The sequence below is a fragment of the Candidatus Poriferisodalis sp. genome, from assembly GCF_965219595.1.
Classification (GTDB): Bacteria; Actinomycetota; Acidimicrobiia; order Acidimicrobiales; family Poriferisodalaceae; genus Poriferisodalis.
Map to the genome: position 1 here is coordinate 1380895 of NZ_OZ244781.1, position 16619 is coordinate 1397513.

Here is a 16619-nt window from a genome sequence, read left to right on the forward strand (position 1 = left end):
CGCGACAGGCCGGTGTCAGTCGCGAAAGTTCTCGAACTGCAGGGGAACGTCGAAGTCGCCTTCCTTGAGCTCGGCGATGACGGTTTGCAGGTCGTCACGCTTCTTCGAGTTCACCCGCAGCTGGTCGCCCTGGGTCTGTGACTGCACGCCCTTGATGCTGAGACCCTTGATGAACTTATTCAGCTCACGGGCCCGGTCCGATGAGATGCCGGCTTGCAGGGCAGCCGCCTGACGCACTGAGCCGCCGGCGGCCTCCTCGACGTTGCCATACTGGACGGCCTTCAGGCTGACTTGGCGACGCACCAGCTTCTCCTCCAGCACCTGGCGCATCGCTGTGAGGCGATCCTCAGTGCTCGATCGCATGTTGATGACGCCCTCGCCCAGCTCCACGGCACTGCCGGTGTTGCGGAAGTCGTAACGGTTGGCGATCTCGCGGGACGCCTGATCCACCGCGTTGCGGATCTCCTGCATGTCCACCTTGGAGACAACATCGAATGAAGCCATGACCGCAACCTAGCGACGAAGCACTGGTTCTTCGTCAGAAATCCAGAAACTCAGTGGAATCATCGATGACCCAGACTCCAGACTTCCTGTGGTTGACTCGGGCAGAAGGCCAGCCAACCTTGACGTCGACATGGAGGGTTCGATGGTGGCGCTCGATCTCGTTGACAGCGCCGCCGAGCAGCTCGGCTACCTCGATGCCCCCGGATACGTCTCGGGCCGCGCGGGTGACCGTGGCGCCCGCGACTACGTGTGGCAGGACCTGCGAGACAGGTGTGGCGTAGAAGCGGCGTACTTCCGGGGCGCAGTTCCGCTCGTCGCGTTCGTAGGTGTGGACACAAGAAGCGATGTTCTCGCGACCCAACGACGCCTGTGGAACTTCGGCAGGGTGCCGCTGCTCATCGCGGCCAGTCGCTCAGAGATCGCGGCAATCAACTGCGTCGCCCCACCGCCTGCGACGACCGAAGTCGGTGAGGTTGTGCTCAAGAGCGCTCGGCCGAATCAGCCTCTGCAATCGGTCATGGAGGAGTTCACCAGATTCGGGCTGGAAGCCGGACAGGCTGTAGCCAAGCACGGTTCGAGCTTCAATCGTCGGCAGCGAGTCGATGCACGCCTTCTGAGGAACCTCCGCTCGCTGAGGTCGCGCTTAGTGGAGCATGGGCTGACCGTCGAGGGAATCGAGAAGATTCTCGGCCGATCCATCTTCATCCGATACCTCGAAGACAGGGGGATCCTCTCCCCAGGCCACCTCGCAGAGCTGGGCCTAGCGGGTTCGTACGCCGATGCCCTGCGAGCCGGCAGATCCGCCGTGCTCGATCTGTTCGAAGCTTTGGCGGAGCACTTCAACGGCGACGTGTTCACCGTCGCCCTGGACGATGCTTCACTTTCGGAGGAGGCAATAGCCGAATTGGAGACATTCTTCAGCGGCTCCGATATTGCGAGCGGCCAACGCGCGCTGTGGCCCTACGACTTCGGGATCATCCCACCCGAGCTGATCAGCTCGATCTACGAGCAGCTGTTGGAATCGAGCCAGCGGCAGGACGCGGCGTACTACACGCCGCGCGGCGTTGTCGACTTGGTCCTTGATGAACTGATCCCTTGGGAAGCGACTGGTGAGCCGATCGTGCTCGACCCCGCGTGCGGCTCGGGGATCTTCCTGACTGAGGCTTTCCGCCGTCTCGCTTACCGGGCCACCTCTAGCGGTCAACAGCCGTCGTTCGACGGCTTGTCCAGCCTGCTGAGTAAGTCCATCTTCGGCGTTGACATGAACCCGGCTGCCGTTGGCGTGGCCGCATTCGGCTTGTACCTGGCACTGCTCGAGCGCGTCGATTCACCGACCGTCTGGCGGACAGCCCGGCTGCCGAATCTTGTGTCTAAGAACTTGGTTGTGTCTGACTTCTTCGATGACCACCCAGTGGCTTCCCGGCGATTCGACCTCATCGTCGGGAATCCGCCGTGGCAGAGATCTCTGACGCCGAAGGCGAGAGAATTCCTCCGCCGGCGAGACTTAAGGGTCCCCAATCAGCAATCGGCGCTTGCGTTCCTCTGGCGTGCAGCCGAGCTGCTGAAGAATGATGGCGACATCGGGCTGGTGCTGCCCGCGAAGGGCCTGCTGCACAACAGGTCCCAGCCTGCGGTGGACATGCGACGACGAGTATTCGCGGAGCTTGAGGTCGACACCGTCATCGATCTCTCGGCGCTACGGCGAGAGGTCTTCGGGTCCGCCACCAATCCGGCCTGTGTGATGATCGCCAAGTCGGGCCGGGGCGGCCAAGAGCAGCCTCTTGTGCATGTGGCACCGCGCCGGACACCTCTCTCATCCGCCATCGAAGGTTTCGTTGTACCTCAGCAGAACATCCGAGAGATCCCGCCGGAGCTGGCGGTGTCGTCCACGCTGCTGTGGAAGACGTACTTGTGGGGAGGCCCTCGCGACCTTGAGTTTGTGCGCTATCTGCAAGAGAGCTTCCCATCACTCGGTGGCCTGGCAGAGTCTCGAGGCTGGTTGTCGGGACAGGGCTACCAGGCGAATCTCGGTGACAAGAATGACGCATCCGCCATATATGGCTGGCCCTCCTTGGACACCGGTGCGGTTGGTGCGCTGCGGGTCAATTCGGCGTTGATCGGCGTCGTAGAGCAGCGGGTGATGCACCGCCCAAGAGATGAGCGCATCTATCAGGCCCCGCACGTTCTTATGCAGAAGGGCTTCAGTGATGTGCCCGTTGCAGCGTATGTCGACTTTGATGCAGCGTTCACTGAGGGGCTGTTCGGCATTGCTGCACCTATGGAAGATGCGGATGAGTTGAGGGTCGTTGCGGGTGTGCTCAACTCGTCCGTTGCCCGGTACTGGTACTTCATGACCTCGAGCTCGTGGGGTGTCGAGCGAGAACAGATCCACCCGGGCGAGTATCTGTCCCTCCCCGTTCCGTCGATTCGAGGCGGTCTTCGAAGGGATGTCTTGCGGACCGTGTCGACGGCAGCACAGGGCGGAACAGGATGGCATGCGCGGTTGGACGACGCTGTGTTCGCGGCGTACGACCTTCAGCCGGCCGAAATCGACCTTGTCCGCGACGGGTTGGGGCTCCATCTCGACGAACACCGACGCGGGCCGCTCTCGGTGGCCTATCAGCAGCCGGCGGAAGAACAACTGGCTGAGTACGCCCGAACGCTTGACTCCGTACTTCGCCAAGACCAGTCCATCGACTGGTCGATCGAGGTGGCTGAACGCAAGCTGGGGTATGTCGTCGTCGCGTGCCATGCCGACCCCGCCGATCGTGGCAGGGGGTTCGAGTTGGAGCAACTTGTGCAGACCGACGAACTTGCCGATCGAGCGTGGGAGTCGCCGGCTGCGATCGTGCAGCCGTCAGCGGTATTGCTTGACGGGACGTCCGTGATGCTGATCAAGCCCGATGAACGCCGTTGCTGGTCGTCGAGCGCCGCCCGTACCGACGCGCGGGAGATCACCGGTGCGATTCTCCGTGGCGTTGCAGGGGCGCGCTAGGTGTCGTTGTTCACCGCGGCGCGCGACCGCATCAGGGGTTCTGCCGTCGAGTGGCTCCAACGCGCCGTTGTGAAGGATCTGGATGCCCGCGTCAAGGAACTGCTCGCGGCTGCGGTGGACAAGTGGCGGGCGGACGGCTGGGATCGGTTCGACAGTCACGAGGACAACTGCACGGTGCAGGTGTATCGATGGATTCGCGAGTGCACCCGCCGCGATTCGCGGTTCGCCCTGCTGACGGTGTGCTTGCAGTACGTCAATGTGGCACCTGAGATCCTTCGAGGAAATCAGAGCGCTCAGACGGCGACGCGTCCGGACCTGCGGATCGAGGTAGCCCAAGAAGGGCGCGCCATCGAGTGCAAGCGGATCGAACCGGGCGGCGCGTGGGTTCGCGACTACGTCCACAAGGGTCTCGCGCGGTTCGTCACCGGAAACTACGGGTACGCGGAGGAAACGGGCTTCATGATCGGCTATGTCGGCAGTGGCGCTCCGGGCACTCTCATCGCACGGATCAACGGCTATATCAACCGCATGTGGAACACGGTCGGCCAGCGACCCATCACGCCCGGTCGCTACGCGCCGCCGATTCTGTTTGGCGCCTCACGACACGTTCGACTCGGCAGCCAAGCCGTCACCGCACACATCGACATCTGTCATCTGCTGGTCGAGCTTGACAGCTGATCGACACCGGGTTGCTGCGATGGCACAGCGCCTTAGGCTTTGTTGCTCATCTGGGTCGGTGCCCGAGCGGACAAAGGGAGCGGGCTGTAAACCCGTCGGCTTCGCCTACGGAGGTTCGAATCCTCCCCGGCCCACCATCGCGATTCGCTCCCGGCGTCAGCCTCAGAGGCCGTGTGCTCGCCGTTGCGGTGACGCTCAGGCGCCGCGGGGTTGGATGCCCGGGAGTCGCTGCTGAGCGAGCGACACGTAGGGATCGTCCTGCGACCGCGGAGGGCGGCCCGAGCGCACCGCTCTCCAGAGTTCCTGCAGTTCTCGAGAGCCGTGATATGTGCGGCCCCGTCCTGCGCCGGTCGCTTCCAGCACACCTGCATCGACCAGGGCCTTGAGGTCTCGGCTGGCGGTGAGATCAGAGACCGGGTCGCCGTCAGTCATCTCGACGAGCCGGATGTAGATCGAACGCCGGATTCTGCGGCCACGTGCAGCGTCGGCGAGCACGCCCACAGCCCGCGACGGCAGTCGCCGCCGGGCGACAAGCTGGGAGATGCCGTCATACAGCGACTCGGTCTCGTGAACGCGCCGCCGCAGCGTCCACGCCTGGCGATAGTGGGCGCGCAGCATGAACCGAATCCAGGGCCTCGCCGAGTTCTGCGGCTGCCAACTGCCCTGACCTACCTCGCTGAGCACTGCGTAGTAGTCGGCAGTGTTGCGCCCCAGGTATTCCTCGACCGACGAGAACACCGGCGAGACGATGCCTTCGCCAGACAGCACCATGGTCTGCAGCGCCCGGGCCATGCGTCCGTTGCCGTCTCGAAACGGGTGGATCATCGTCAAGTTGAGGTGCGCCATTGCGGCGCGGAACATGACCGGCGCAGCGTCGTCGTCCTGCAGAGACGTGATGAGCGCCCCCATGAGACTGTCCAAGAGCTCAGCGCCCGGAGCCTCGTAGACGCGCGTGCCGGTCTCGTCCTCGACCCACACGTCGCCGGTGCGGTAGTGGCCGGGCCGCACTCGCAGCTCGTGCTTGGTCATCATGAAGTGGAGCGACTTCAGCAGCGATTCGTCCACCTCAGCTCCGTCTTCGGCAAACGACAGCACGTAGGTCATGGCGTCGCGGTAGCCGGTGAGCGCGAGGCGCGTCTCCTCGACAGTGTCGAGCGGTTCTTCGTCCTCGATCGTGTCGAGCACATCGTCGAGCGAAGCGCGGTACCCCTCGATCCAGTTGGAGCCCTGCACCGCGCGCGCGAAGCTCATGCGCCGGAGATGGCCGACCCACCGGCGCGGCCGATCCACGACGTAGTGCGAGAGTTCGCGGCGAAGCCGTTCGATCTCCCCGATCACTATCAGGTCGGCATCGTCCGGCTCGGGCGTGACGAAGATGGCAGCAGTCATCGTGTTCAAGTTATCAAACTATGATGCTATATAGATATCAAACGATCATCAGGCAACCGAGGACCGGACCCACCGTCAACGACCGGCGGAATAGCCGCCGTCGATGGGGTAGAGGCTGCCGGTGATGTAGCTGGCCTCGTCGGATGCCAGGAATGCCACCAGCGCGGCGACTTCGTGGGGCTCTCCGTAGCGCTGAGCCGGCAGGCGCTCGGCCATCGTCTTGCGGACGTCGTCGGCGTTCTCGCCGCCGATGAATGTCTCGAGCGAGCGCATCATGCGCGTCTCGATCGGCGCCGGGCAGACGGCGTTCACGCGCACCCCTGATGTGGCCAGCTCGAGCGCGGCAGACTTGGTGAGCCCGGCCACGGCGTGCTTGCTGGCCGAATACGGCGAGATGCCGCGAGATCCGAACAGCCCGGCAACCGATGCCGTGTTCACGATGGCCCCGCCGCCCCCTGCGATCATCGCCGGCACGGCGTACTTGATGCCCAGCCAGACGCCGCGCACGTTGACCGCGATGACCCGGTCGAAATCGTCTTCGGGGTAGTCGACCATCGGGTAGTAGGTGCCCTCGATGCCGGCGTTGTTGAACAGCACGTCGACACGGCCGAAGTTGTCCATCGCCGCTTGCACGTATCCAGCCACCTCGTCGGACTGGGTGACATCAGCCCCGACGGCGAGCGCCGCAGCACCTTGAGCTTCAGCTGTCGCCACCGCCGCGCCCAAGTCAGTCGTGGCCAGATCCACCGCCACAACTGTCGCCCCTTCGGACGCGAACCGTTCGCACGCCGCCAGCCCGATTCCGCCGGCCGCCCCCGTCACGATCGCCACCCGTCCCGTGAACCTGCTCATCAGTCCTCCCGCAATTCCGGCCGACAGCCCAAGAACCAGCCCGCCGCACCAGCCGCCGACCGTACTGCCGAACTGAATGACCCGGCGCCCGGTGTGCATTCCCGGTCGAGAAAATCCTTGGAACGCGCGCAGGACTGCTGGCTAGCTTCACGCTCACTATGAGACTCAGATTCGAGCCGTTCCCCGAGAGCGACGATCTGCTGAACGCTGTCGCGGACGGCTCGGAACTGCTGACTCTTGACCTGAGCGATGTGCAATTCGTGAAACCGGCGCTGCTCGTCGGAGTGGCTGCGATTGCGTCCGCGCATCGTGTTCGACATGGCGTGCCGCCGCAATTCGTACCGCCGGGCCTCGGTGACCCACGCATCTATGCGAGCCGAATGTCACTCGGCGAGGTGCTGTCTGCTGAAGGTGTGACGCAAACCGGATTGGATCCGGTCCGGCATTATGACCGGCACGGGCAATTGTGCGAGTTGAGGCGCTTTGAGAGCAATAGCGAAGCTGTTGACCTGGTTAACTTGGTTCAGCAGAGGTGTGACACAGCGGAGTATCCCTATGAGGCGGCAGAAGCGCTGACGCTGTCGATCTGGGAACTCGCTGACAACTGTTTGGCACATGCACAGGTAGGGCATGGATTCTTGGCCGCACAGGTGTTGCCGCAGCCAACCCGATCGCTGCATTTTGCCGTCGCCGACGGCGGAATCGGTATTCGGGACTCGCTTGCCGGCACGCCACATGAACGTCACGACGACCAGAGCGCCATAAGGGCGGCCGTGGAATCCCGAGTTACGTCGGTGGCGTCACTGCACGGCAGGGCGCGAGGTGTCGGGCTGTCGAACCTTCTTGAATGGGTGACTGCGACCGGCGGCACACTGACCATTCGATCTGGCGGGGCGGCGATCTCATTTCGCCGACGCGCTGAGTCCGCAGCACTTGAACTGGTGCCTTCGACGGTCGACAGGGTCGACGGCACCTTGGTTTCTGGTTGGATACCTTGTTGATCACAGAGCAAGTGGGAGGGGCCACGGCGATGGCTACGACGCTGGAGGCGCCGCCTCAGATTGGCGGACGGGAATTGCCGCGCGAGCTATTCGAAGTGAGTGGCGTGCCGGAGGATCTCTCCGGCAATTCACTCGTTGTCGAATTCGAGACTCGTTCGCTGTACACGATCTCGTTCATCGACGAACTTGTCTTCGAAGCACTGGTACATCGCAAGTGCGAACAGCTCACGTTGAGCGGACTCTCCGAGCGACTACAAGGCGTCGCCCGAGACGCGGCGGATCATCACAACGTCAGCGAGCGCTTGATGCTGACGTCCTAGCGTCCGCGCGAACCGTGTGGACTCGCGGCGAAGAGGTCCAGTGCGGGGCTAGTCGGCGTGGCTGCTGAGGATCATTCGGGTGGGGAAGTAGACCATCACGAGGCTGCCGTGCTGGTTGAACACCTCGTTGCGGGTGGTCACGATGCCGCGGTCGCCGCGTGAGGTGAGGCGGGCGGCGGTGACTTCGGCCACCGCTTGGAGCGTGTCGCCGACGAAGGTGGGGCCCTTCACCTCGACGGTGGCGCCGAGGTAGGCGACGCCGGTGCCGGCTATGGCGCCACCGCTGATCACCAATCCCTCGGCCAGCGACATCACGAGGCTGCCTGGCACCAGCCGCCCGCTGTAGCCGGCGCGCTCGGCGGCGGTGGCATCCAGGAACAGGCCCTCGCCGAAGCCGAACTGGGTGGCGTACACCACCAGGTCGGTCTCGGTGATGGTCCGCCGGCTGGTGCTCCAGCGCTTGCCGACCGGCTGCTCGTCGAAGGTCCAGCCTCGGTGCGGCTGGGGCGGCAAACCCGGGATCGCTCCCGAATCGCCGCCATCGCTGCCTTGGTCGTCGCTCATAGCCCCTCCACGCTTGCAGTCTGGCAGTGCGATGTCGCGCCATGCCATGGCTGACAGTGCGACCTGTGGCACCGCAGTGCATCCATCGTGTTGACTTGGCACTGTTCACGCGACGTTGGCGACAGGGGGCGACCGATGAGCGACACGGTTCTGGACCGGCCGGCACGCGACATCGTGGACGACGGCACGATCGAGCGGTTCCGCGCTGACGGCGTGGTGGCGCTGCGCAATGTGGTCGACGACGAGTGGGTGGAGCGGCTGCGCGGCGGCGTCGCCGACGAGATGGCCAACCCCAGCCCCACGGCGCACAACTACGAGTCCACCGGTTTCTTCGGATCGCTGGATCTGTGGCGCTTCCACCCGCTATTCGAGGAGTTCGTCACGCAGTCTCGGCTCGGCGAGCTGGCGGCTGCCATGTTCGGCTCGCCGGTGGTGCGCATGTACTACGACCAGCTGTTCGTCAAGGAACCCGGTTCCAGCCAGCCGGTGCCGTGGCACAACGACCAGCCGTACTGGCCGATCTCGGGCCGGCAGGTGATGTCGTTCTGGATCGCGCTCGACACCGTCGACGCCACCAACGGCCGGGTGGAGTACGTCCGCGGCTCGCACGCTTGGGACCGCTGGTTCCAGCCACGCACCTTCGCTCCGACGAACGCCCACGACTACGAGCGCAACCCCGACTACGAGCTCATGCCCGACATCGAGGCCGATCGCGGCAGCTACGACATCATCTCGGTCGATCTCGAACCCGGAGACGCGGTCGCCTTCTGGGCGATGATCGTGCACGGCTCGCGGGGCAACGCGAACAAGGGCCGGGCGCGCCGGGGGTACGCAGCCCGCTACATCGGCACCGACGTCCGCTACGACCCCCGCATCGGCACCGCTCAGGCGCTGCACATGGACGGGTTGGCCGCCGGATCCGCTATGGAACTCGACCGCTACCCGGTCGTCTGGCCCCGTTTGGCCTGAGCAAAGAGAGCCGCCATCTCGGCGATGGAACCGGTGAGCGAGACGCGCGAACGCCCTCTTTCGGTTGGCAGGTCCATGCTCTGTTGAGCAGGTCTCAGCCGCCGACCGGAATGCGCAGCTGCCAGCCTGGGGCGATCCGGTCGCCGTGGACGAACGTCTGGCCGTTCGCCTGGCGCTGGCCCCGGTTGGCCAACACGATGCGGTTGTACAGGCTGCCGTCGCCGTAGATGCGCTGCGCGATGCCGCTCAGCATGTCGCCGCTCATGACGCAGTAGGTGACGTAGGCCATCTTGGCGGCCGATGCCGACGAAGGCGCAGCGATCGGCAGCGGCACGCGCAGCACCCAGCCGGCGCGGATCATGTCTGCGCTGGTGAACGTGTAGCCGTCGCTCATGCGGCGTCCGCGGTTGGCGGCGAAGATGTGCCGCCATGCCTCGTCGTCGCGGTAGAAGGTGAGCGCGATGCCGCTGAGTGTGTCGCCGGGCCGCACGGTGTACAGCACGAAGTAGCCGTCGTCTGTCCGAGTGACGGCACCGAGCGATTCCGGATCGACGATGTGGCCGACCTCATCGCTGCCTGCGTCGTCGCCCTCGGCATCGTCTGCATCGCTGTCGTCGGAATCGTTGTCACCCGTCGTGCTGGTGCCGTCGTCGTCAGTGCTGGTGTCGTCGCTGCCAGTGCCGTCAGCATCGGTGTCACCTTGATCGGTGCCGTCACCGTCGGTCTCGGGATCGGTTTCCGTTGTGCCGGTGCCGTCGCTGGGATCCTGCCCGGCGTCGCCTGTGCCGCCGTCGGGGTCCTGTCCGTCGCCGCTCGACTGGTCGTCAGATTCGGCTGGTGCGGCATCGGGATCGCCCAGCGAGACCACCTCGGCGGTGCCCTGCGGTCGAATCGTCACCACCGAGCCTCCAGCGAACGAGCGGTCGCCGATGGTGATGGTCAGCGTGACGGTGGTGTCGGTGGTGCTGGTGTCGAGCGAGGTCACCCGAATCGCCGCGTCGGTGTCGCGGCGCGGAAGGTCGAACACCACGCGTCGTGGGTTGTCGCCGAGCGAGAACCACCCGTCACCCACATCGGCGTCGACGGTGTAGTCGGCTCCCAGCACGGCCGTGCTGTCGACCTCGATGAACACCCGCACGATGCTCGACACCGAACGTTCCAATTCGACGGTCATCTCGCTGGATTCGCCCAGAGCGATGCTGTCTTGGCTCGCGTCGCCCAAGGTCAGATCGACTGCTGGGCGGACAGACTGCCCCGACGACGCACCCCCCCCGGCATCGCTGGACGAGGAGGTATCTGTCGAAGGCGTGGAAGGCTCGACAGACTGTGGGTCGTTGTCCTGTTGCTGGTCGTCCACGACCGGTGCCGGGGAATCGTCGTCGGTGATGGTGATGGTGGTCTTGCGGGGGGTGCCGAGCGAGTAGCCGCTGCCGCTGGTGAGGGTGATGGTGATCGATTCGTCGTCGTCGTCGTCGCTGTCGTCGAGGACGGTGACGGCGATGGTGCCGCTGGACGACCCGCCGGCGATGCTGAGCGAGCGTCCCAACGCGGTGTAGTCGCTGCCTGCGGTGGCGGTGCCGCCCACGGTGTAGCTGACGGCGAGGCCGCCTTGGGGCGCGGGCGAGTCGAGGCTGACGGCGACGCTCACGCTGCGGCTGCCGGCGGCTTCGCCGCCCGTGTAGTTCGTCGAGCCGACAGTCGCAACCGGCACCACCACCGGCGGCGCCGTGCTGTCGTCATCGGTGACTTCGACGTCGACGCTGGCGATATTGAGAGTGCCGGTGTAGCCGTTGCCGTCGCCGCTGGTGATGGTGTGCGAGATCGTGGCAGCGCGCTTGTCGCCCGGGTTGTCGACGTTGTCGTCGACGCCTCGGACGGTCACTGTCTGGGGCGTGCTCCAGTTCTGCGCGGTGAAGGTCAGGTTCTCGACGGCGCCGAACAACCCGTCCGTCTTGCTGCCGACCCGCGCGGCGTATCCCTCGTCGGGGACGGAAATCTGCGCTCTGACTGTCACGCTGCCGGCCGGCTGACTGTCGAGCACCACGGTGTAGTCCTCCTCGCCGCTGTTCTCGGCGACGGTCACCGAAGTCTTCGAGATGGTCACCCCAGGCGTCGCGCTGGTGTCGTCGTCGGTGATGGCGATGGTGGTTTTCTTGGGAGTGCCGAGCGAGTATCCGGTGCCGGCGGTGAGGGTGATGGTGATCGATTCGCCATCGTCGTCGAGGTTGTCGTCGAGGATGGCGACGGCGATGGTGCCGCTGGTCGACCCGCCGGCGATGCTGAGGGAGTTTCCGAGCGTGGTGTAGTCGCTGCCTGCGGTGGCGTTGCCGCCGACGGTGTATCCGATGGTGAGGCCGCCTTGGGGTGCCGCGCTGGACAGGCTGATGCCCACGCTCACGCTGCGGCTGCCCGCCGCTTCGCCGCCCGTGTAGTTCGTCGAGCCGACAGTCGCAACCGGCACCACCACCGGCGGCGCCGAGTCGTCGTCGGTGAGGAGGATCTGCGCCGGGTTGACGGTGACACCGCTGAGCGTTCCCGAGACGGTCACGGTCTCGTCGGCGTTGCTGGCGTTGTTGTCGGTGGGATTCAGCGTGAAGGTGCCCGTGGCCGAGCTCTGACCCGCCGGGATCGTGATGCTGAACGACGACGGGGTGGCAGCGAAGCCGACGGCATTGCTGGCGCCCGATCCGGCGATCGCCACTGCCACAGTCTTCGCCTGCTGGAAGGTGACGCCGTTCGCCACCGTCGCCGTCACCGTCACGGTGGGGCTGGCGGCGACGTCCTCGCTGACCTCGGTCACGTCGACGCTGAGGTCGATGGCGGCATTCGCAGCGTCGTCGTCGGTCACTGTGGCAGTGACCGACCCTTGTTTGCCCGAGTATCTCGAGTCGGACGATGCGACGGCATGGGTGATGTTCGCCGAGCGCTTGCCGCCTGTGTTCACGACGCTGTCATCGACGCCGGTCACGGTCACCGTCTGAGGCGTGCTCCAGTTCTGCGGGGTGAACGTGAGCGTCGCCGAGGCGCCCGCCGCGCCGGTCGTCTTGACCGTGGCCGCCGCAGCGTTCGCAGACTTGGCAGTCACCGTCACGTCGTGCGAGGGCGCCACCGTCAACGCCACCGTGTACGTGTCGGTGCCGCCGTTCTCCGCGACCGTCGTGTCGCCGCCCGACTCGGTGATCGTCAGCCTCTCCGTCCACAGCGACCTGTCCCGGACATCGGTCGCGCCGTAGTCTGGCGATCCCTTGGACCCACCTGAGCCCACTCCAGTGATCAGAACGCCGATGGATCCGATCGTCGATGCGTGCAGCATCGCGATCTGGCCGAGCTTTTCGCCGCAGGCGTAGTCGGGGTGCAGCGCCTGCTCAGGCCAATTGGCGAATTCCGCAGGCTTGGTGCGGTCGTTGCTCTTCCAGTAGTCCGGAGGGTCGTGGTAGGGCTTGCCGTCGCGGGCGGAGTTCTTGCAGAACGGTCCGAATGAACTGCCCTTCAGCTTGTATTTCTCGGCCTCGGTGTCCGGGGCCCAGCGGAACTGCATGTCCTTGCGGAGACCGATGTCGAGCACGGCGCTCGTCTGCCCAGCGGGAATGGTGATCGTCCGGCCGGAGACGCCAAGGTCGCTGCCATTGCCGCCGTGGGTGTTGTGGAACTCGGTGATGTCGTAGGTGACGGTGAGGTCTTGCGCGGGTGCCGGGTTGGCCGCGAAGGTGAACGAGGCAGTGGCCCCTTCGTAGACCCAGTTCTCATGGGCGGTCACGGTGACGACCGAGTCGGTGGCGGCACCGACGGGCGGAGCGAGGGGCACCAGCACTGCGGCTGTGGTTGCCGCCGCCAGCAGCGCTGCGAACCAGCCTCGCGGCGTGTGCCGATGAGCGTGCGAGGGGTGGATCATGCGTCGGCTCCTGAGAGGGTCAGAAATGCGACCTTGCAAAATGACAACGAGTACCGCGAGACCCGTGGTCTGTCAATGGCAAAGAAGCGGCCTGTGGGTGCTGGCGCTATTGGGCACAATGGCTGTATGACAGACGAGGAACTGGTTGAACGTCACGTCGGCGAGGGCTACGAGACGATGGAACCGATCATTGCTTCGACGGCAGTCGCTGCTTCGCCCGCCGACGTGTGGGCGGCGATCAGCGCGCCGGGCAACCTCACCCGCATTCACCCGTTCTGCGAGCGCAACGAGGTGAGCATCTGGGACGGTGCCGCCAGCCGCGACCATGTCCACTACTACAGCGGCGTCCATTACCAGCGGGAGTTTCTCGACTGGCTCGACGGAGTGGGCTACGATTTGGTGCTCGGTCCGCCAGAGGCTCGCACTGCGCTGGTGCGCTGGCGGATCGGCGAGCCCGGTCCTGCAACGGCCCCGACGACAGCTGCGGATGCTTCCGGCTGTGAATTCGCCATCAAGGTGGTGGCGCTGCTGCGGCACGATGTTCCTGCAGACCAGCGCGAGTACTACGCCGAGCACATGATCCGCCGCCCGCTGCCCTCCTACCTCGACTCGGTCGTGCGCGGCACTGGATACTTCGCCGAGACCGGCACCCCGGTGACCAAGAACCAGTTCGGACCGCACCCCATCTACTCCCCGGCCGATTGACGCGCCGCCCGCTGCTGCGCGCCGATCGAGCCTGCGTCCGCGGCTTGCAAACGCGGCCGCGCAGCGTGGGGCGGAGCTGGGTCGCGCCGGGCTCAGGCTGACTCAGGCAGGCCTAACAGCCGACGGGCCAGCGCACGCGCTTCGTCCAGTGTTGCGACGATACGGTCGTGCGGCACCTGCCCGAGCACATCCAGTGCGTGGAGGCTGGTGGCAGGTGCGCCGTCGAGGCCGAGCAGGATGACCTCGGTGCCTGAGGCCTCCGCCGTGTCGAGCAGACGCTCGACCACGAGCGCGGCGCTGTCGTCCATATGCACGGTGTCGGCGAAGTCGATGATGACCACTTCGTGCTCGGCTATGTCGGCGCCCAAGATGTCGATGAGGCTCTTCGACGAGGCCACGGTGAATGTGCCCCGCAACGCCACCAAGCCGACCCGTGCCGAAAAGTCGACGCCGCCGTCAGAGCCGTCGGCACCCTCGGCGTCGTCGCCCAGGAAGCTCTGGTCGAGCAGGGGCACCGACACCACGTTGTCGAGCTGGAGCCGCTCGAACTGGCGCGCTGCCGACATGGCCGCGACGATGAGCCCGATCGCCACGGCTGTGATGAGGTCGAGCACCACGGTGAGCACCATGGTGATGCCCATGATCATCAAGTGCTCGCGCTGCACCCGGCGCAGCCGCTTCAGGAAACGCCAGTCCACGATGTCCCAGCCGACCTTCAGCAGGATGCCAGCGAGGGCGGCGAGCGGTATCGACTCCACATAGCTCCCCGCGCCCAGCACCAGCGTCAGCAGCACCAGCGCACGCAGGGCACCCGACACGCGTGTGCTGCCGCCGGCGCGGATGTTCACCACCGTGCCCACCGTTGCGCCTGCGCCGGGAAGCCCGCCCACCAGCCCGGTGGCGATGTTGCCCAGGCCTTGGCCGATGAGCTCCTGGTTGGGATTGTGCCGGGTGCGTGTCATCGAGTCGGCGATGAGCGACGTCAGCAGGCTGTCCACCGCGCCGAGCAGGGCGAGCATCACCGCAGGCTGCACTGCGCCGGCCAGTGCCCCCAGCGACAGCGCTGGTGCGGTGAACTCCGGCAACCCGGTCGGCACTTCCCCGATCACCGGGGCGTCCGCCAGCCACAGCACCCCCAACAGCGTGCCGGCCGCGAGAGCAGCCAGCGTTGCGGGGAACCACCGGCTGAATCGTGCCGGCCAGAAGATGCACACACTGAGGCTCACTGCGGCGATGGCAACGGCGCTGGCGTTGATGCCAGCGATGGCGTCGGGCCAGGCTCGCATCACCTCCAGCGGACCGCCGTCGGCCGACGCTGCGCCCAGCGCAGGCAGCGTCTGCAGGATGATGATGATGATGCCGACGCCCGACATGAACCCCGAGATCACCGAGTAGGGCGTGTAGGACACGAAGCGCCCGAATCGCAGCACGCCGAGCAGCGCCTGAATGATCCCTGCCATCACCACCACGGTGAGCGCTTCGGCGAGGGTGGAGGCATGGTCGGTGATGACCACCGCCATCGCCACGGCCATCGGCCCGGTCGGCCCGGAGATCTGCGAGCGCGTCCCGCCGAAGACCGCTGCGAAGAAGCCGAGCGCAATGGCGCCGTACAGGCCTGCCATAGCGCCGAGCCCAGATGCCACCCCGAATGCCAAGGCAACGGGCAGGCCGACCACCGCCGTGGTGATGCCGCCGAATACGTCGCCGCGCAGCGTGGCGAGGTCGTAGGAAGCGCGCGTTTGCCGTAGTTGCAACCGTCCCCCGGGCGTCCGTGCCGCTCATGCGGCTGACTGCCCCTCAGACACTATGCGCGCCTCCATTCGTGGCTCGCGGCAATGAACGGCTCGGCCGCGAGCGCTGGCGAAGGCCGGGCGCTAGGTTGCCGCGGCATGGGTGAGTTTTGTCATGCGGAACGCGACGGGCACCTGTTCGTCGTGACGATCAACCGGCCGGAGCGGATGAATGCGCTGCACCCGCCGGGCAATGCCGAGATGTCGGACCTGTTCGACGAATTCCAGAACGATCCGGAGCTGTGGGTCGCGATCGTGACTGGAGAAGGCGACCGTGCCTTCTCGGCGGGCAACGACCTGCGGTACCAGGCTGAGGGCGGCGACCGTTCGGCGATGCCGTCGTCGGGCTTCGGCGGGCTGACCTCGCGCTGGGATCTCGACAAGCCCGTCATCGCGGCGGTGAACGGCGTGGCCATGGGCGGCGGTTTCGAGATCGCGCTGGCCTGCGACATCATCGTGGCTTCGGAGAATGCGCTGCTCGCGCTGCCCGAGCCCAAGGTGGGTCTGGCCGCGCTGGCGGGCGGCGTGCATCGCCTGCCCCGCCACATCGGGCTCAAGCGCGCGATGAGCATGATGCTGACGGGACGGCACGTGCCGGCTGCCGAGGCGAAGGAGATGGGCATCGTGGCTGAGGTGGTCCCCCAGGGCGAGGCGTTGGCCTGTGCCCGTCGCTGGGCCGAGATGGTGCTGGAGTGCTCGCCGATGTCGATCCGGGCGACCAAGCAAGCGGCCATGCAGGGGCTCAACGAGGCCAGCGTTCAGGCCGCGCACGAAGGCCGCTACGAGGCGGTGCGGGCCATGAACAACAGCGCCGACTACATCGAGGGCCCGCGGGCGTTCGCCGAGAAGCGCCCGCCCCAATGGCAGGGCCGCTAGCTCGCCTGCAGCTTCTATAGTTGCGATTGCAAGTGCGTCGCCCCCAGGCGCTTCCCTGCTATGAGCGGTGTCCAGGGCGACGCA

At 65.8% G+C, this 16619-nt stretch carries 14 protein-coding genes and 1 tRNA gene; 8 read left to right on the plus strand and 7 right to left on the minus strand.

Annotated features, from left to right (window positions below):
- Window positions 1-15 precede the first annotated feature (15 nt).
- On the minus strand, window positions 16-504 hold the full coding sequence (locus ACOQPE_RS06045) for a YajQ family cyclic di-GMP-binding protein (RefSeq protein ID WP_420610957.1): 489 nt from the start codon (window positions 502-504) through the stop codon (window positions 16-18).
- A gap of 34 nt (window positions 505-538) precedes the next feature.
- Window positions 539-865, minus strand: a complete 327-nt coding sequence (locus ACOQPE_RS06050; RefSeq protein ID WP_420610958.1) for a hypothetical protein — start codon at window positions 863-865, stop codon at window positions 539-541.
- A gap of 444 nt (window positions 866-1309) precedes the next feature.
- Here ACOQPE_RS06050 and ACOQPE_RS06055 point away from each other — a divergent pair, with 444 nt between their 5' ends.
- The 3 genes from ACOQPE_RS06055 to ACOQPE_RS06065 all read left to right on the plus strand — a co-directional run bounded on the left by ACOQPE_RS06055 (window position 1310) and on the right by ACOQPE_RS06065 (window position 4314).
- Window positions 1310-3499, plus strand: a complete 2190-nt coding sequence (locus tag ACOQPE_RS06055; RefSeq protein ID WP_420610959.1) for an N-6 DNA methylase — start codon at window positions 1310-1312, stop codon at window positions 3497-3499.
- Window positions 3500-4177 carry a hypothetical protein gene (locus ACOQPE_RS06060; RefSeq protein WP_420610960.1) on the plus strand — a complete coding sequence of 226 codons (678 nt, stop codon included), beginning with the start codon at window positions 3500-3502 and terminating at the stop codon, window positions 4175-4177. It begins immediately after the preceding gene.
- A gap of 52 nt (window positions 4178-4229) precedes the next feature.
- Window positions 4230-4314, plus strand: a tRNA-Tyr gene (locus tag ACOQPE_RS06065).
- A gap of 58 nt (window positions 4315-4372) precedes the next feature.
- On the opposite strand, the gene ACOQPE_RS06070 is transcribed toward ACOQPE_RS06065, so the two are convergent.
- Together ACOQPE_RS06070 and ACOQPE_RS06075 are read right to left on the minus strand one after the other, a co-directional pair.
- A complete protein-coding gene (locus ACOQPE_RS06070) occupies window positions 4373-5566 on the minus strand; it encodes a Fic family protein (protein ID WP_420610961.1) in 1194 nt (397 codons plus the stop codon).
- Between the two features lie 75 nt (window positions 5567-5641).
- Window positions 5642-6418 carry an SDR family NAD(P)-dependent oxidoreductase gene (locus tag ACOQPE_RS06075; RefSeq protein ID WP_420610962.1) on the minus strand — a complete coding sequence of 259 codons (777 nt, stop codon included), beginning with the start codon at window positions 6416-6418 and terminating at the stop codon, window positions 5642-5644.
- A gap of 158 nt (window positions 6419-6576) precedes the next feature.
- Between ACOQPE_RS06075 and ACOQPE_RS06080 the strand changes: the two genes are divergently transcribed.
- Both ACOQPE_RS06080 and ACOQPE_RS06085 read left to right on the plus strand, forming a co-directional pair.
- On the plus strand, window positions 6577-7419 hold the full coding sequence (locus ACOQPE_RS06080) for a hypothetical protein (RefSeq protein WP_420610963.1): 843 nt from the start codon (window positions 6577-6579) through the stop codon (window positions 7417-7419).
- A 29-nt stretch (window positions 7420-7448) separates the two neighbouring features.
- Window positions 7449-7739 (plus strand): hypothetical protein, encoded by a 291-nt coding sequence (locus ACOQPE_RS06085; protein WP_420610964.1) that lies wholly within the window; start codon window positions 7449-7451, stop codon window positions 7737-7739.
- A gap of 48 nt (window positions 7740-7787) precedes the next feature.
- Here ACOQPE_RS06085 and ACOQPE_RS06090 read toward each other — a convergent pair whose 3' ends face one another.
- Entirely contained in the window at window positions 7788-8303 is a 516-nt protein-coding gene (locus ACOQPE_RS06090) for a MaoC family dehydratase (protein WP_420610965.1), read from the minus strand.
- A 135-nt stretch (window positions 8304-8438) separates the two neighbouring features.
- Between ACOQPE_RS06090 and ACOQPE_RS06095 the strand changes: the two genes are divergently transcribed.
- Window positions 8439-9272 (plus strand): phytanoyl-CoA dioxygenase family protein, encoded by an 834-nt coding sequence (locus tag ACOQPE_RS06095; protein ID WP_420610966.1) that lies wholly within the window; start codon window positions 8439-8441, stop codon window positions 9270-9272.
- A 94-nt stretch (window positions 9273-9366) separates the two neighbouring features.
- Here the strand turns inward: ACOQPE_RS06095 and ACOQPE_RS06100 are convergent, their stop codons facing one another.
- On the minus strand, window positions 9367-13164 hold the full coding sequence (locus tag ACOQPE_RS06100) for a Calx-beta domain-containing protein (RefSeq protein WP_420610967.1): 3798 nt from the start codon (window positions 13162-13164) through the stop codon (window positions 9367-9369).
- A 126-nt stretch (window positions 13165-13290) separates the two neighbouring features.
- Here ACOQPE_RS06100 and ACOQPE_RS06105 point away from each other — a divergent pair, with 126 nt between their 5' ends.
- Entirely contained in the window at window positions 13291-13869 is a 579-nt protein-coding gene (locus tag ACOQPE_RS06105; RefSeq protein ID WP_420610968.1) for a hypothetical protein, read from the plus strand.
- A gap of 92 nt (window positions 13870-13961) precedes the next feature.
- Here the strand turns inward: ACOQPE_RS06105 and ACOQPE_RS06110 are convergent, their stop codons facing one another.
- A complete protein-coding gene (locus ACOQPE_RS06110) occupies window positions 13962-15623 on the minus strand; it encodes a SulP family inorganic anion transporter (RefSeq protein WP_420610969.1) in 1662 nt (553 codons plus the stop codon).
- Between the two features lie 135 nt (window positions 15624-15758).
- Here ACOQPE_RS06110 and ACOQPE_RS06115 point away from each other — a divergent pair, with 135 nt between their 5' ends.
- Window positions 15759-16535 carry an enoyl-CoA hydratase-related protein gene (locus ACOQPE_RS06115; RefSeq protein WP_420610970.1) on the plus strand — a complete coding sequence of 259 codons (777 nt, stop codon included), beginning with the start codon at window positions 15759-15761 and terminating at the stop codon, window positions 16533-16535.
- The last annotated feature ends 84 nt before the right edge of the window (window positions 16536-16619 follow it).

What these genes read in the sequence shown, in the direction of transcription:
- ACOQPE_RS06090 (WP_420610965.1), bottom strand. Translation starts at nt 8,303, where the DNA reads ATGAGCGACGACCAAGGCAGCGATGGCGGCGATTCGGGAGCGATCCCG.
- ACOQPE_RS06075 (WP_420610962.1), bottom strand. Translation starts at nt 6,418, where the DNA reads ATGAGCAGGTTCACGGGACGGGTGGCGATCGTGACGGGGGCGGCCGGC.
- ACOQPE_RS06105 (WP_420610968.1), top strand. Translation starts at nt 13,291, where the DNA reads ATGACAGACGAGGAACTGGTTGAACGTCACGTCGGCGAGGGCTACGAG.
- ACOQPE_RS06100 (WP_420610967.1), bottom strand. Translation starts at nt 13,164, where the DNA reads ATGATCCACCCCTCGCACGCTCATCGGCACACGCCGCGAGGCTGGTTC.
- ACOQPE_RS06070 (WP_420610961.1), bottom strand. Translation starts at nt 5,566, where the DNA reads ATGACTGCTGCCATCTTCGTCACGCCCGAGCCGGACGATGCCGACCTG.
- ACOQPE_RS06115 (WP_420610970.1), top strand. Translation starts at nt 15,759, where the DNA reads ATGGGTGAGTTTTGTCATGCGGAACGCGACGGGCACCTGTTCGTCGTG.
- ACOQPE_RS06095 (WP_420610966.1), top strand. Translation starts at nt 8,439, where the DNA reads ATGAGCGACACGGTTCTGGACCGGCCGGCACGCGACATCGTGGACGAC.
- ACOQPE_RS06080 (WP_420610963.1), top strand. Translation starts at nt 6,577, where the DNA reads ATGAGACTCAGATTCGAGCCGTTCCCCGAGAGCGACGATCTGCTGAAC.
- ACOQPE_RS06045 (WP_420610957.1), bottom strand. Translation starts at nt 504, where the DNA reads ATGGCTTCATTCGATGTTGTCTCCAAGGTGGACATGCAGGAGATCCGC.
- ACOQPE_RS06085 (WP_420610964.1), top strand. Translation starts at nt 7,449, where the DNA reads ATGGCTACGACGCTGGAGGCGCCGCCTCAGATTGGCGGACGGGAATTG.